The sequence below is a fragment of the Yoonia sp. genome (assembly GCF_042093035.1).
In the GTDB taxonomy this organism is placed as follows: domain Bacteria; phylum Pseudomonadota; class Alphaproteobacteria; order Rhodobacterales; family Rhodobacteraceae; genus Yoonia.
Genome location: NZ_JBELFI010000060.1, coordinates 1 through 14,780, shown reverse-complemented (window position 1 = coordinate 14,780; position 14,780 = coordinate 1). Strand labels below are relative to the sequence as shown.

Annotated in this window: 13 protein-coding genes; 5 read left to right on the top strand and 8 right to left on the bottom strand. The window is 56.8% G+C overall.

Annotated elements, in window-relative coordinates; all coding sequences use genetic code 11:
* Positions 1-402: 402 nt before the first annotated feature.
* From ccmI to ACFDSS_RS09000, 4 genes are read right to left on the bottom strand one after another with little or no spacing between them, the layout of a single operon-like run.
* Positions 403-1,512, bottom strand: coding sequence for a c-type cytochrome biogenesis protein CcmI (gene ccmI / locus ACFDSS_RS09015; protein WP_375255421.1), 1,110 nt, complete (start codon positions 1,510-1,512; stop codon positions 403-405).
* A gap of 44 nt (positions 1,513-1,556) precedes the next feature.
* A complete protein-coding gene (locus tag ACFDSS_RS09010; protein ID WP_375255420.1) occupies positions 1,557-2,027 on the bottom strand; it encodes a cytochrome c-type biogenesis protein CcmH in 471 nt (156 codons plus the stop codon).
* A complete protein-coding gene (locus ACFDSS_RS09005; protein ID WP_375255419.1) occupies positions 2,024-2,590 on the bottom strand; it encodes a DsbE family thiol:disulfide interchange protein in 567 nt (188 codons plus the stop codon). Before ACFDSS_RS09005 ends, ACFDSS_RS09010 begins: the two co-directional genes overlap by 4 nt.
* 2 nt (positions 2,591-2,592) lie before the next feature.
* Positions 2,593-4,608, bottom strand: a complete 2,016-nt coding sequence (locus ACFDSS_RS09000; RefSeq protein ID WP_375255418.1) for a heme lyase CcmF/NrfE family subunit — start codon at positions 4,606-4,608, stop codon at positions 2,593-2,595.
* Positions 4,609-4,814: 206 nt separating this feature from the next.
* Here ACFDSS_RS09000 and ACFDSS_RS08995 point away from each other — a divergent pair, with 206 nt between their 5' ends.
* From ACFDSS_RS08995 to mrdA, 5 genes are all read left to right on the top strand, one after another.
* Complete coding sequence (locus tag ACFDSS_RS08995) at positions 4,815-5,573, top strand: EF-hand domain-containing protein (protein WP_375255417.1); 759 nt, start codon at positions 4,815-4,817, stop codon at positions 5,571-5,573.
* A 55-nt stretch (positions 5,574-5,628) separates the two neighbouring features.
* A complete protein-coding gene (locus ACFDSS_RS08990) occupies positions 5,629-6,096 on the top strand; it encodes a rhodanese-like domain-containing protein (protein ID WP_375255416.1) in 468 nt (155 codons plus the stop codon).
* 79 nt (positions 6,097-6,175) lie between these two features.
* On the top strand, positions 6,176-7,549 hold the full coding sequence (locus tag ACFDSS_RS08985) for a multicopper oxidase domain-containing protein (RefSeq protein ID WP_375255415.1): 1,374 nt from the start codon (positions 6,176-6,178) through the stop codon (positions 7,547-7,549).
* Between the two features lie 178 nt (positions 7,550-7,727).
* Positions 7,728-8,393 (top strand): TVP38/TMEM64 family protein, encoded by a 666-nt coding sequence (locus ACFDSS_RS08980; protein WP_375255414.1) that lies wholly within the window; start codon positions 7,728-7,730, stop codon positions 8,391-8,393.
* A 251-nt stretch (positions 8,394-8,644) separates the two neighbouring features.
* Positions 8,645-10,582, top strand: coding sequence for a penicillin-binding protein 2 (gene mrdA, locus ACFDSS_RS08975; protein WP_375255413.1), 1,938 nt, complete (start codon positions 8,645-8,647; stop codon positions 10,580-10,582).
* Between the two features lie 34 nt (positions 10,583-10,616).
* Here mrdA and ACFDSS_RS08970 read toward each other — a convergent pair whose 3' ends face one another.
* The 4 genes from ACFDSS_RS08970 to ACFDSS_RS08955 form a co-directional block, all read right to left on the bottom strand.
* On the bottom strand, positions 10,617-12,452 hold the full coding sequence (locus ACFDSS_RS08970) for a DUF3141 domain-containing protein (protein ID WP_375255412.1): 1,836 nt from the start codon (positions 12,450-12,452) through the stop codon (positions 10,617-10,619).
* Positions 12,449-12,736, bottom strand: coding sequence for a DUF5676 family membrane protein (locus ACFDSS_RS08965; protein WP_375255411.1), 288 nt, complete (start codon positions 12,734-12,736; stop codon positions 12,449-12,451). Before ACFDSS_RS08965 ends, ACFDSS_RS08970 begins: the two co-directional genes overlap by 4 nt.
* A 294-nt stretch (positions 12,737-13,030) precedes the next feature.
* Positions 13,031-14,350: an APC family permease gene (locus ACFDSS_RS08960; RefSeq protein ID WP_375255410.1), complete on the bottom strand. Its 1,320-nt coding sequence runs from the start codon at positions 14,348-14,350 to the stop codon at positions 13,031-13,033.
* Positions 14,351-14,479: 129 nt separating this feature from the next.
* On the bottom strand, positions 14,480-14,780 hold a 301-nt coding region (locus ACFDSS_RS08955; protein WP_375255409.1), incomplete at its 5' end, for a hypothetical protein.

Below are 14,780 nucleotides of genomic sequence, written 5' to 3'. Positions count from 1 at the left end.
TGAACCGCGACTGAAACCGGATGATCTGGGAAGTACGCCGGATCACTGCCACTTGTCAAAAGACCGGATTTCCAGTCTCACGCTCTGAGCTGCCTGTTTCCTCCCGATATACATCCAATCAGATTGTTGTTCTGTTGGTGTGCGTTGCCATCCTTGCTTTGGGCCAATTCCACCGCGCGTCGGGTGGCGTGTTTACGCCGATCCTGATGGACCGCTTTGCGCTTTCCGCCGCAACCGTGGGCGGGTTGGTGTCCGCCATGTTCTTTGCAACAATTATCGCACAGGTACCATTTGGCGCCGTCAAGCGGGGTCGCGTGACGCGCCGGAGCCAGATCAGTAAAAAGGCAACGAGGGGTTGGAGTTTTGCGGATCAGTTTCGCCCTGCCTTGGCCGTCCAGCGGTTCACTCCCGCAGAGAGCTCAGCGCGTCTGACACAACTTGCGCCCGTGGATCTGATACACCTGCCTCATTCAGCAACGCCTCGGCACGTTCATATGCTCCGATTGCCTGCGGCGTGTCGCCGAGGACCATATAAGCGTTGCCAAGTCGCACCCATCCATCAAGGTCGTCCGGTTCATCCTCCAGTCGGGTTGCCAACCTCTGGACCATCGATTCAATGAACGCTTGCCGTTCTTCATCCGACATCTCCTGCGCGTTGGCTACATCCTCTTGGGTCGGCCCAGACCCTGAAACCATCGGCGCAAAGTTTGCCAGCGGAATTGGGGCCCGTCCAATGGTGGCGCCGATGCGGTTTGCCTCAGCCAAAAGGGTTTCCATCCAGGGATAATATCCGTCAGCAGCATTCAAACGCGCCACGATCAGGTCATGCCCCTTTGCGGCCTCACCCGTTTGGGACAGGGCCACTGCCTTATAAAAGACGGCTGCGGGATTGTCCGGGTCCAAAGCAACTGCCTGATCTATGGCAGCTTCCGCGGGCGGCGTGACGACACCCTGATCGGCATAGATGAGCGCCTCTGCCAGCATCGAAAAGACGGCAGAACTGGCTTCTGGCCGTTCCGTGACAACCGCGAATGCGTTTGCCGCATCGGCATACCGGCCCATCCGCAGGTAGGTCTGACCCAACAGCATCCAGCCATCGCTGGGGCCCCCGTCAGGTTCACTAACCAGCCTGTTATAAAGTTGCGATGACAGATCAGCGATTCGTGCCGCCTCCTCCCGTTCGGCAGAGCGATCGGCGAATGCCATGGCCGGGATCTCAGGCGAACCCATCGACATATAATATCCAAAAGCGAAGACCGGCACGAAAACCGCACTCAGGACCAAACCGGCGCGACCACCCGACACAGATATCGCCCTGCGAGAGCCCACCTTGCGCGATTGCATCAGAATGCGACGTTTGATTTCCTGCTCGGCGGCCTTGGCTTCTGCCGCCGAAATGATGCCGCGGTCCAGATCGCGTTGAACTTCATCGAGTTGATCGAGAAGGACAGCCGGCGTCGCGTCTTCGGTTTCGTCGCGCACCAGCGTCCTTGCCCGTAGCGGGAGCGCCATCATTGACAGTGCCAAAAGGGAAAGAAGTGTGAAAAATGCCCAAATCATGGTTTTTCGCCAGCCTTGTTCTCGTCGATAAAGTTTACAATCTCCGCCTCTTCCGCTTCAGACAGGCCGGGGGCGATTTTTCTGTTGCGCCCACGTGACAACACCAGCCAGCCAACCAGGAGAGAAGCCAGCGCCAGCACAAACGGCGCCAGCCACAGTGCCGCCGTTGCCGCATTGAACGGCGGACGCATCAGAACGTAATCGCCGTAGCGGGCATGGATATAGTTAATCACTTCCTTGTTGGTGTCCCCGGCGACCAGCCGTTCGCGCACCAGAATACGCATGTCGCGGGCAACACCCGCGTTTGAGCTGTCAATATCCTGATTTTGACAGACCACGCAGCGCAATTCCTTGGAAATCACGCGGGCGCGTTCTTCCAGAACAGGGTCCTGCAACATCTCGTCGGGTTCCACTGCAAAAGCCGCGATCGGCAAAAGCAGCATCAATAAAACAGCAAGACGCTTCATCCGCCTACTCCTCTTTCCAAGGCACCCGACTGAACCAGCGCCTCTCTGAATTTCGCGACGGCGTCTTCCCCGACAACAGGGCCGACAAAGCGATAAAGCACGGTCCCGTCTGCTCCAATGATGAACGTCTCCGGAACGCCGGAAATACCCCATTCGATACCAGCGCGCCCGGTCAGATCGGATCCTATTCTTTCGTAAGGATTGCCAAGTTCAGCGAGCCAGCGCGCCGCGTCCTCAGGCTTGTCCTTGTAATTGATCCCGAACAGGCGCTGTCCTTCGTCCTCGACAAGCTGGGTCAGCACCCCATGTTCGGCCCGGCAGGGCACGCACCATGATGCGAACACATTGACAATCACGGGTCCGGGGTTGTCGGTCAGGTTTTCACGCGCGAGGTTGGGCGTCTCAAGCCCTTCCACTGCCAAGAGCGTGAAATCGGGTACGGGCTGCGAAATCAATACCGACGGGATATTGTTGGGGTCTCGATCCGGATCCAATCCCCAAAAGAAGAACCCGCCAAAGACGACCACAATAACGAGCGGGATAAGAGCAAATATGCGTGACATGATTATTCAGCCGGAACCTTTGCGGACGGGGATACCTTCTTGGCGCCGGCACCGCGGCGCGGCGCACCGACACGCAGGCGTCGATCCGACAGTGATAAACCGCCGCCCAAGACAAGCATCACTGACCCGATCCAGATGAAATTCACAAGCGGCTCATACAGAATGCGCAACGTCAGTGCGCCTTTCGCGTTCGCATCCTCAGATGCCGGTGCCGCGATGGACGCGTAAAGATCACCTGCCATCGTTGACCGGATATCGCTTTCTGTCGTCGTGCTTTGCGCAACGGGATAGGTGCGTTTTTCGGGATACAGCTCTGTAAGGAACTCTCCGTTCCGCTCAACCCTTAAAGTGCCGCGATCAGCAAAGTAGTTGGGGCCGCGCACCTGTTCGACACCTTCGAAAGTCACGTCAAATCCGGCAATCGAGATTTCGCTTCCGGGTTCCACAAAGACAATCTGTTCGGATTTCCAAACACTTGATCCAATGAAACCGAACATCGCAACCGCCAGACCCGCATGCGCAAGGGTCATACCATGCGCCGATCTCGGCAGGTTGCGCGCGCGTCGGCGCGTCTCCGCGAAAGGCGCATCGAACAGTTTGATCCGGATCGTCCATTCCCGCAGCGTGGCGACAAAGAGCCAGATCGACAAAAGGATCGCCAGATAGCCCAATACCGGGCCCCCTTGCACAAAGTACCAAAGAGCGAGCGTAGCAACGACCGACAGCAAGGCCATAAACCGCAGTCTTTGCACGACACCGGGTAAATCCGCGCGCTTCCAGGACAGGAACGGACCAATCCCCATCACAAATATCAGCGGCAACATGACCGGAATAAAGGCCGCGTTGAAGAATTGCGGCCCGACGGACAGCTTCTGACCGCCTGTCAGGGCTTCATAGAACAACGGATAGAGAGTGCCGAACAGGACAATCCCCGTCGCGGTTGCAAGAAACAGATTGTTGACAAGCAGACCTGCCTCCCGACTGATCGGTTTGAACAGACCACCCGGCTCCATCGTTGGGGCACGCCATGCAAACAGCGCCAGGGAGCCGCCGATTGACAGGGCCAGCAAGCCCAAGATGTAAAGGCCACGTTGTGGATCAACCGCAAATGCATGCACGGATGTCAGCAATCCCGACCGGACAATGAATGTCCCCAGAAGCGAGAGAGAAAATGTCAGGATGGCCAGAAGGATTGTCCAGCTTTTGAAGGCATCACGCTTTTCCGTCACGATAGCGGAATGCAGCAGCGCCGTGCCCATCAGCCAGGGCATGAAGCTGACGTTCTCAACCGGATCCCAGAACCACCAGCCACCCCAGCCAAGCTCATAGTAGGCCCACCAGGAACCCAGCGCGATACCGGCTGTCAGGCTCATCCACGCGCCCAGCGTCCAGGGGCGTACCCATCTGGCCCAAGCGGCATCGACCCTGCCTTCAATCAATGCGGCTACCGCGAATGAGAAAACAATCGAGAAACCGACGTAGCCGAAGTATAGCAGCGGCGGATGTAGCGCCAAGCTGACGTCTTGCAGCAAAGGGTTCAGGTCTTGACCGTCAACGGGCGGTGGAAAAACCCTGTCGAACGGGTTGGACGTAAACAGCATGAAAGTGAAGAACCCAACGCTGATCCACGCCTGAACCGACAAGGTGCGGGCTTTCAGGCTATCGGGAATATTCGAGCCGAAGACCGACACAGCGGCACCAAAAATAGTCAGAATAAGCACCCAAAGCAGCAAAGACCCCTCATGGCTGCCCCATGTTCCGGCAACCTTGAACAGCATCGGCTTGAGCGAATTGGAGTTCTCGACCACATTCTTGACCGTGAAATCGCTTGTGACAAAGGCCTGCATCAGCGCAAAGAAGGCAATTGCGGTAAAGAAAACCTGACCCAGCGACGACCATCTGGCCGATTGCATCCAAAGAAGGTTGCCACGTGAAGCACCCAGCATGGGCAAAACACTTTGAATGAGCGCCATAGCCAGCGCGAGCGCGAGCGCGAAGTGACCGATTTCTGGTGTCATGATAGTTACATTCCCTGGCTAGGTTTTCCCGCAAGACTGGTATGCCTGCTTTTACCAAGTCATGCCACAGGCTGTTAGGGGTTGGTTTGTCACCAATTGTATCGAAAACCCGTGACATATCATTACAATTCAACGCCAGCACAGGACTTTAACTGGCCTATGCCCATCACAATATCATGAGAAGTTGACAGAAAAGGAAAATGGTTATGTCAAAGAAAAGCGTATATGTACTCACCACTTTGCTCTCAGTCGGTCTGGCTCAGACTGCGTTCGCAGATGAAAATGGCGATGACGCAGCCAAAGTTCAAACGGACATGATGTCGCAAACTGAGACGTCTCCACAGATGGGAATGAATGCCAATAGCGGCCAGATGGGAATGGGCACGAACAACGCGCAGTTGGGAATGGGCGCAAACTTCGGCCAGATAGGTGCGATGAATGGCAACATGACGCCAATGTCCGGCGGCAACGCCATGCCGATGATGCAAATGATGATGCAAATGATGATGCAGATGCATCGGATGATGAGTGGCGGCAACCAGATGGGTAAGTTTGGTGCCGGTAACCAGATGGGGATGCCCGGTGGCGGCAACCAGATGGGGATGCCCGGCGGTGGCAACCAGATGGGGATGCCCGGCGGTGGCAACCAGTTGGGTATGATAAACGGTGTTGGTCGCATGAGCATAATGGATCGGGACACGCTGGGTATGATGCGCATGATGATGCCGGATGTTGATCCGCAGAACATCGGTGCTGATATGGCTTCCCAGTTGCAGGAATATGACGCCAATTCCGATGGCGCACTGTCGCTTGAGGAATTTGAGGCCCTGCACTCAGCCGCACTCCGCGACCGCATGGTTGATCGCTTTCAACACCTTGACGCCAATGGCGATGGGCAGATTACCCAAGAAGAGACTGCGGCAGCCGGAATGCGTATGGGCGCTATGAGCCGCAGTTTGCCATAGTGGGGCAACCAGCGTACCGCAAAACCCTGACCATCAAAACGTGAGGAGATCTACCATGAACCAGCCAATCACACGGCGCTCCGCCGTCATTGGCATCGCAGCGACCGCAGTTTTACCGACTGCGGCCGCAGCGCAGTCGTCTGAAATCTGGTCAGTGGGCGAGGCGCATGATGCACTTCAACAGGATCTCATCCGTATGATTGACGTGCGATCACGTCAGGAATGGGCAGAGACCGGTCTTGCGGACCGGGCCTGGGCCATCAGTCTGCATGAGGACCGTTTCCCCGAACGCCTGTTTGCTGCGCGTGCGTTGGCAGAAGGGCGACCGGTCGCGCTGATCTGTGCGACCGGTGGGCGCTCCGGCAGCGTCATGCGCAGTCTAAGACAAGCCGGGTACAGCGGCTTTGTTGACGTGTCCGAAGGTATGCTGGGGTCTGCGCGCGGGCCGGGCTGGATCGCTGCCGGACTGCCCGTCGTTGATATGGATGCGGCATTGGCAGCATTGCCGGAAACACTTGTATAGGTGACAGATGTTTAACAGACGACAAACATTACTCGGGGGTGCCAGCTTCTTGGCGGCTGCGGGGTCAGGGACTTCGCTCTTGTCAGACAGCGACAAGAAGCTCCAGTACCCACCGCTGCTTGATGCAACGGCATCACAGCGCTTTGCGTTGAAAGCACAGACGGGCACGATGCGGTTTGACGGCGGCGCGGCCACAAATACGATGGGCTATAGTCAGGATTATCTTGGGCCCACGGTGCGCCTGCTGACTGGTTCAGACACGCAGGCAGAAGTGCAGAACGCACTGCGCACACCTGTGTCGGCGCATTGGCATGGTTTGCTGGTTCCCGGCACGCATGACGGCGGGCCACATCAGGCCATCGCGCCGGGACAGACATGGCAACCGGTCCTGTCACTGGATCAACCGCCTGCAACAGCCTGGTATCACAGTCATGTGCATGGCGCGACAGCGGAGCAGGTAATGTTCGGGCTGGCAGGGGTCTTGCATGTGACCGACGGGGCCGATGATGACCGCGGATTGCCTTCTGATTACGGGATCGACGACCTGACCCTTGTCTTGCAGGATCGCAAGTTCAATTGGCGGGGCCGGATCAACTACGATGCGGGAATGCAGCAATCGATGGATGGCTTCATTGGCGACACAATGGTTGTGAATGGCCAGATCGGTGCGACAGCCGCGGTGCCGCAAGGCGTTGTACGCTGCAGGCTGGTGAACGGGTCCAATGCGCGGATCTACCGGCTATCCTTGTCAGACAATCGACCAATGCACTTGATTGCAACGGATGGCGGCTTCCTGGATCGTCCGCTCACCCTTCAGGGCCTGACCCTTGCACCGGGAGAGCGCGGCGAAGTGCTGATCGACTTTTCGGATGGCAAGGCGGTCACGCTGCTATCAGACAATATCGTAAATTCCGCGATGGGCGCCATAATGGGCGGTAGCGGCTCTGGCGGGCAATTCACTGTTCTGCCATTCGCTGTCGATACTTCCGTGCCCGTGCGGATTGACACCCTGCCACAGCGCCTTGACGGAGAATTGCCGGACCTGGCAGTTGCAAGCGCCCCAGTGCGGCGGTTCTCGCTGGATATGTCGATGGGGATGGGCATGATGATGTCGCGATCTGACAGGCAGTTTTCCATCAATGACGCCGCCTTCGATCAGAGCAGGCTCAATTTTGCCGTCGCGCTAGGCAGCCTGGAACGCTGGGTGGTACAAGGCGACCTGATGATGCATCCATTCCATATTCATGGCGTGCGCTTTCAGGTCCTGTCCGAGAACGGAAAACCGCCGCAGCCTCAGAACCGGGGATGGAAAGATACGGTGCTCGTGGCCGGGCAGGTTGAACTGGCCCTGCAATTTGAAAAGCCGGCCCCTTCGACTGCACCTTACATGTACCATTGTCACATTCTGGAACACGAAGATGGCGGCATGATGGGGCAATTCAGCGTCGGATGAATATTGCACGCTTGACCCTCAGCTTGCTGCAATCCACATAGGCGGCTGCGGCCTTTTCGCAGCGTGCAACTGCAACCTGATCTACCGATGCGCCCCCCTGCAATTGCAGGGGGGTTGCTGTTCATGAACGTGGCACGGGTGTATATTGTCGTCATGCTGTTTTCGGGATACTTTCTCAATGCTCTCTAAATCACCCAACCTGCGCCGTCTGGCATTTTGGCTTCTGGCATTCGCAGCCATCGCCGCGGTAGCGGCCTGGGCGCTGGGATACATGCCGCAGATTGAACGCGAAACCATCGAGGGCTGGATCGCGGCCGCTGGGCCTTGGGGGCCGGCTCTGATTATCGTCCTCATGGTAGTCGCCGTGGTTGCCAGCCCAATACCGAGTGCGCCAGTTGCCTTGGTCAGTGGTGCCGCATACGGGCATCTGGCGGGGGCCATCTATGTTGCGATCGGATCGGAGCTGGGTGCCTTGCTCGCCTTTGTCATCGCGCGCTATCTGGGGCGCGAGCAGGTCGAACGCTGGCTCGGTGACAAGGCCACCTATGGCTTGCTGGGGTCGCAGAACCTGTTGATGTTGACCGTGTTCGGGTCGCGGCTTCTGCCGTTCATTTCCTTTGACGCGATGAGCTACGCAGCAGGCCTGAGCCGCCTGCATTTGTGGCGCTTCTTGCTGGCCACATTGGCGGGAATCCTCCCTGCCAGCTTCCTTCTGGCCCATTTCGGTGCCGAAGCGATGTCCGGTGAATTCGGCACTGCCGAATGGATTGCCATTGGTCTGGGACTGATGACGGTAACGCCATTGATCCTTGGCGCTTTGTGGCATCGAAACGGGCGGACGTAAGCGCAGCTGGGCAACGTGCGGTCGCAGAAGGCGGTGTTGAAACCGACCCCCAGAGCAGTGTAAACACTGACCGAAACCCTGATACGAATTGATACACATTTGGGCAAACCTCTCTCTTGACCTTATAGGTACTCAAATGACTAGGTCCAAAGGTGTTCAGAACTCTGGATTGAGATACGGCCCGGCGGACGAGTTATGTAATTAATGTCCGCCGTCCCAGATCGTGGGACACTCTTAAAGGTGAATTTTGCATGGCACGCAGCCCGAAAGATCAGATCAAGCAATTCAGAGGCACCTCTCGGCGTGCGCTCATTATGGGTGCCGCGCAGCTGGGCATTCTAGGCGTTATCGGGTGGCGCATGAAATCACTCCAGATTGAGAACGCAGAACAGTATAGGCTGTTGGCAGAAGAGAACCGGATCAACCTTCAGCTGATACCTCCGGCACGCGGGTTGATCTACGACCGCAACGGTCTGCTTCTTGCTGACAATGAACAGAATTACCGCCTGACGATCACACGCGAAGATGCGGGCGACCCCGGCGAGACGCTCGCGCGGCTCGCCAATATGATTGAACTCGACCCGGAGGTCGTCGCGCGCACCTTGGCGGAAATGGAAGAGAAGGCGCCATTCATTCCCGTTACGATCAAAGAGCGGCTTTCCTGGGAAGAAGTCGCCAGCATCAACATCAATACACCCTCTCTGCCGGGGGTTCGGTCCGTTGTCGGGTTGTCGCGCAGCTATCCCTATGGCGCTGACTTTGCGCATATCATCGGGTATGTCGGCCCGGTGAGCGACTATGATCTGAGCCGGACAAACGATCCCGATCCCTTGTTGCGGATCCCGAAATTCCAGATCGGCAAGACCGGCGTTGAGAGCGAACTGGAGCGATCACTCAGAGGAACGGCAGGAACCCGTCAAATCGAGGTCAACGCGGGTGGACGGATCATGCGAGAGCTGGATCGCATCGACAGCACACCCGGACCGGATCTTCAGCTCACCATTGATACCGCCTTACAAAGCTACGCACAGGCGCGGCTGGCTGGCGAAAGCGCAAGCGCGGTGGTCATGGACGTGGAGACCGGTGACTTGCTCTGCGTTGCGTCCTCGCCGACGTTTGACCCCAACCAGTTTGTGCGCGGAATCTCGGTCAAGAACTGGACCGCGCTTAATGAGGATAAATACCGCCCGCTGGCGGCCAAGGCCTTTCAGGGGACTTATCCTCCGGGATCAACCTATAAAATGATGGTGGCGCTTGCGGCACTGAAAGCTGGTCTAATCGACCCCGAAGAAACCGTATTTTGTCCCGGGTATGTGGACGTGGGCGGGACACGGTTTCACTGCTGGAAGCGGGGCGGTCACGGCAATATGAACCTTCATGATGGTCTGGCTCAGTCTTGCGACAGCTATTACTATGTCGTGGGTCAGCGTGTCGGTATTGACGCAATTTCAGAGATGGCCGCACAATTTGACATCGGTGTGAGCCACGACCTGCCGCTGCCTGCCGTGGCACATGGGATCAATCCATCGCGTGAGTGGAAAGAAGAAGCGCGCGGTGAAAACTGGCGGATTGGCGATACTGTCAACGCGTCGATCGGGCAGGGATATGTGCAGACTTCGCCGCTCCAGCTTGCGGCGATGACAGCACGGCTGGCGTCCGGTCTTGATGTGAACCCTCGGTTGATAAGACCCCCACGCGGGACCGACGATGGCTCCGAAGTTGCGAAGTTACCTATAAACGAAAACGACTTGCGGCGTTGTCGCGCGGCGATGGCGTCGGTGATGAACAGCAATCGGGGGACGGCCTACCGCTCCAGAATCCAGACGGTTGATTATGAATTCGCAGGAAAGACGGGAACAAGTCAGGTGCGCCGGATTACAATGGAAGAGCGCGCCGCCGGCATCATCAAAAACGAAGATTTGCCCTGGGAACGGCGCGATCACGCCCTGTTCGTCGGATTCGCACCGGTCGACAATCCAAAATACAGCATTGCCGTCGTAGTCGAACACGGCGGCAGCGGGTCCGGCGCCGCGGCGCCAGTTGCACGCGATATCATGCTGCAAGCCTTGTATGAGGGCGATCCACCTCTCGAAGCTTACCCTGAATCTCAAAGAAAGCAGGCCTCCGAGCAACAAGAGCGCATTCGCACGCTTGTTGCACAGGGGACAGGAAGAAAAGAACGCATCTAGGCCATTGCTTTAAAAAGCAAATCTACAGATGATTTCAGACCCCGATTGTTGCTGTATTCACTGCCTCACCGTCTTTGTTTTCGGGTCCTGAGACTTGAACAGCATCACGGAAGATCATTCCAAATACTGCGGCCGTGGCCAGATCGCGCAATATCCGCGTGGATTTGATGCTTTGCCCAATGGCTTTGATGGCGGCGCGTTCGGCAATAATGCCGGGGTTATCGCTCGGCAAGGCAGCTCTGTCTTTGCCGATACCATCGGCCATCGTGTGAATGAATTTCATCCAAGGATTGAATTGCTCGGAAAAAACCATCCGCGAAAGACGCATCGGGTGCGACCGTTTCATCACCTCGGCGCTGACAGGATTGGAAATCGCCCTAATCCATGGGCTGACGAACATCGAATAGGCAAACTCATTCATTTCCGACACCCGTCTCACATGCGCAAGCTCAGTTGATTTCTGGGCTGTTTCACCAATGTCGGAGACATCTCGTGGTTCAAACCGCACAGAATAATCTGGCTTGTGACAGTCCGGGTCACCAGACGGATTATCAATTATCATTTCGTACAGGCCAGGCTCAAGCGCCTCGATTTCATTGAGGCTCTCAAGAATGGCGCGGTGTTCGAGCTTGGCAACGGTGGCGGAAACAAAGATGCCCAAATGCCCGACATGCGGGTTGGTCAGGTAAACGATACGTTGGCCCGCAGACTTCAGATCAGCGGTGCTTTTGTAGACCTGAGGCACCCAACCCAACGCCTGCGCTGGCGGCGTGATGTTGTCGCCGTATGACGCAAAGACAATCATCGGATTCTGAATACGCCTAAGATCGACATGACAGTGCGCATCGATTTGAAACTCACCGGATTCAAGCTTGTTTCCAATGAAAAGGTTCTGCGTGATCGCCATGATTTCTTCGCGGCTCAAGGTGTAGTAGCCGTTCCACCAACGCTCAAAGTCCAGGAAACGGTCGGCTTCTGTGTCGACCTTGCTCAGCAGGTTCGCGTATTTCTCCCAAATTGCCTTTTCTGGCTGAAGGCTTTCGAAGTTCTGCGCCAGCCAAGCGCCGTCAAAGCGGCCATCGCCAAGATCGGCAGCCAGATGAGCAGCCCAGGCGCCTCCGGTTAATCCGCCCATCACCCGCATCGGATTCGACCCCGCCTCGCCTGCCCAATAGGACAGCGGGGACCCGTTCAGCACAACCGGGCCAGTCAAACCGGCGCAATCCGCGGCCAGAAGGGTCAGCGCCCAGCCTGCCTGACAATTGCCATAGAGAACCGGTGGCGTATCGGGATGCCGCCGCGCCACCTCTGCCACGAATTGCCGCAAAGCATTGTGGACATCTGCCAAGGTCTGTTGTGGCATCGGTTCAGGGAAAAACATCACGAAATAGACCGGATGCCCTTCGTGCATCGCCATGCCGATTTCGCTGTCGCGTTTGAACCCGCCAATTCCCGGACCGTGGCCAGCCCGCGGATCGACGACGACCACGGGCGGTTTGGTTTCGTCGACGCAATCCTCCCAGCAATCATCGCCAATGACGGTAATGCGCAGCAAAGCGTAGTTGGCTGGCTGATCGAACTTTCGCGCATCAAGAATGGTCTCGTACTGAAAATCCAGAAGCGGCGGCATCCCCTGCTGTTCGTGTTCGCGCATGTTGTCTGCGCGTTGGCGCAGGGTATCGAGAAACAGAATCCAGCGCTCTGTAAGATCGCGACCGTACGGCAACGCGCCCACAGGAAGCTGTGCGGGTTCCGCGTCAGGTTGCGCCCTGGGACCAGATTGCACCGCGGCCACATGAGCCGGCGCAAGCGGCACAACCTTTCGTTCCGAGGTCAATTGCACCGCTTTGGTTTTATGTGACCTGCTCATCTATCGGCCCTCGCGGAAAAATAGTTGAAAAGAGGGCCAAAGAGCAGGGCAACGAACCAGCCATAGGCAAAGGCCTCTACCAAGCCCAGAAAGAAACTGGACCAGCTGATCCAAGTGACCCAAGGCAGCAAAGGCAACCATGCCTGATACATTGTGGCGCCCGGGAAAATCAATCCGAAGGCGACACATAAAGCGAAGGTCAGTGCCAAAAACAAACCAAGGCTCCAACCGAGTGCAGCAACCGGTATTTGAGGTGCGCGCCGTTCCATAACCTGCGTGTTCATGTCAATTCTCCTTGATCGGCGCATCGACACTCCGGATGTTCGGACAATGCGCTCTCATTGACGTAGACGCCGATACGGCACGATCATTACAGAATGTCGTCACCCCTTGCCGCACCGATAGCTTTCGCGACATGGCATTTGGGCCGGGTATCTGGGGGGATCAGATCATCCCTGCGATTGATCGTCGCCCTTGTCGTGACCAATCGGCGGACAGGAGCAATCCCCGGTGAGACAAGTTCGACCGCAGGCCGGTCTGAGGTTCCGACTGCATCGCGCAGGATCTGCACGCAGCCGTCAAACCTCCTCTTGCGGTGCGATCCAGCGCTTCAAATACAAGCGTTCCGAAAGAAACACCGCTGCAATCCCGATCGCGGCGTAAAGCACGATCACCGGGTCTGACTGCAATTTCATCGCGGTGAACGCTGCCAGAACCACCCCGTCAAATGCGATTGCGCAAAGCAGAATGGTGCCATTTGCGCCGATCTCCTGACGCAAATACCGAAACACGCCCCAATGCACCAACATATCCATAATCAGGTAAAAGAACGCCCCAAGCGACGCGATCCGGCTCAGGTCAAAAAAGACGGCGAGCGTCGAAGCAAGGACGACGGTATAGACCAGCGTATGGCTGCGGATCGGGCCGGACATTCCAAAGTGGCTATGCGGGATCATTTTCATGTCAGTCAGCATCGCAAGCATACGCGACACCGCAAAAACACTGGCCAAGACACCTGATGCGGTTGCAACTGCGGCCAAGACAACCGTGAGATAGAAACCAGCCTGCCCCAATGCGGGGGCAGCGGCCTCCGCGAGCGAATAATCCTTGGCCGCGACAATTTCGTCAATCGACAGATTGGCCCCGACCGCAAGCGCGACCAGCAGATAGACGACAACGCAGATCCCGATCGAGATCATGATCGTACGCCCGACATTACGGTGCGGGTCGGTGATTTCACCGCCGCTGTTGGTGATGGTGGTGAACCCTTTGAACGCGAGGATCGACAGGGCAACGGATGCGACAAATCCGGTCAGGTCGAACCCTTCTGCCGTGGTGCTTGCGGCGGCAAATTGAAACCCGCCCGACCACAGCGCAACAATACCAAAAAGCGCGATGCCTCCGATTTTGACCACTGCCATGATGATCGACAACAGCCCGACAGACCGATTGCCCGAAACATTCACCAGATAGGCAAAAAGTATGACACCGACCGCCAGGATCGGCACCAGCGGACCACCCGTGATATCAAAAGGCCGCAGCACATAAGTCGCAAAAGTACGCGCCACGAGGCTTTCTGAAATGACCATGGACAAGGCCATCAACAATGCGGCCGCTGCGGCGATCGCACCTGGCCCGTAGGCCTTTTGCAAGATCATTGCGATGCCGCCCGAGGAGGGCCATGCATTCGACATTTTGATGTAGCTATAGGCACTGAAGGAGGTCACGATTGCGCCAAACACAAATGACAGGGCAAAATACGGCCCCGCCAATTGCGCAATCTGACCTGTCAGCGCAAAGATGCCTGCACCGATCATCACACCGGTTCCCATCCCGACCGCACCAGGCAAACTGATTGATCCCTTGTTCAGCGATTCATCGCCATGCGCGTGTGTCAATTCTCTGTCCTTTTTGAAAAACTTGCGCTTCGTGCGGCGGATCAATTTGCCCGGCAATGTCGCAACGCAGCGTTAAAAAACTTTCGTGAAATCATTAGGCGATGTGTTGCCGTGTAATCTCTTTTCATTTCATCGCAGGGCCTGCGGCCGGTCGGAAATCGACCCTCTTGACGCTGCGAGCCCGGGTTGATTACCGCAGTTTTGGCCATATCCGGCAATAATCTGGGTTTGGGGCAGAAAACGGCGCAGGTTGGCCGCTGCGACATTAAATTTCAAATGATCCGTAATCATGCTCAGCCCCTCTTTTGCAGGTTCCGGGGCCTGCAACACGCTCTGGATCATTGCAAAAATCATCGCGGCCGTTGCATCGGCCTGATCCCCTGTTTCAAGACCGATCAGTCCTGTCGATTGACCCGCATCATCAAAGCCC

Excerpts from the sequence above, each read along its gene's own strand:
- ccmI (WP_375255421.1), bottom strand. The coding sequence starts at position 1,512 with ATGGCGCTCCCGCTACGGGCAAGGACGCTGGTGCGCGACGAAACCGAA.
- ACFDSS_RS09010 (WP_375255420.1), bottom strand. The coding sequence starts at position 2,027 with ATGAAGCGTCTTGCTGTTTTATTGATGCTGCTTTTGCCGATCGCGGCT.
- ACFDSS_RS09005 (WP_375255419.1), bottom strand. The coding sequence starts at position 2,590 with ATGTCACGCATATTTGCTCTTATCCCGCTCGTTATTGTGGTCGTCTTT.
- ACFDSS_RS09000 (WP_375255418.1), bottom strand. The coding sequence starts at position 4,608 with ATGACACCAGAAATCGGTCACTTCGCGCTCGCGCTCGCGCTGGCTATG.
- ACFDSS_RS08995 (WP_375255417.1), top strand. The coding sequence starts at position 4,815 with ATGTCAAAGAAAAGCGTATATGTACTCACCACTTTGCTCTCAGTCGGT.
- ACFDSS_RS08990 (WP_375255416.1), top strand. The coding sequence starts at position 5,629 with ATGAACCAGCCAATCACACGGCGCTCCGCCGTCATTGGCATCGCAGCG.
- ACFDSS_RS08980 (WP_375255414.1), top strand. The coding sequence starts at position 7,728 with ATGCTCTCTAAATCACCCAACCTGCGCCGTCTGGCATTTTGGCTTCTG.
- mrdA (WP_375255413.1), top strand. The coding sequence starts at position 8,645 with ATGGCACGCAGCCCGAAAGATCAGATCAAGCAATTCAGAGGCACCTCT.
- ACFDSS_RS08970 (WP_375255412.1), bottom strand. The coding sequence starts at position 12,452 with ATGAGCAGGTCACATAAAACCAAAGCGGTGCAATTGACCTCGGAACGA.
- ACFDSS_RS08965 (WP_375255411.1), bottom strand. The coding sequence starts at position 12,736 with ATGAACACGCAGGTTATGGAACGGCGCGCACCTCAAATACCGGTTGCT.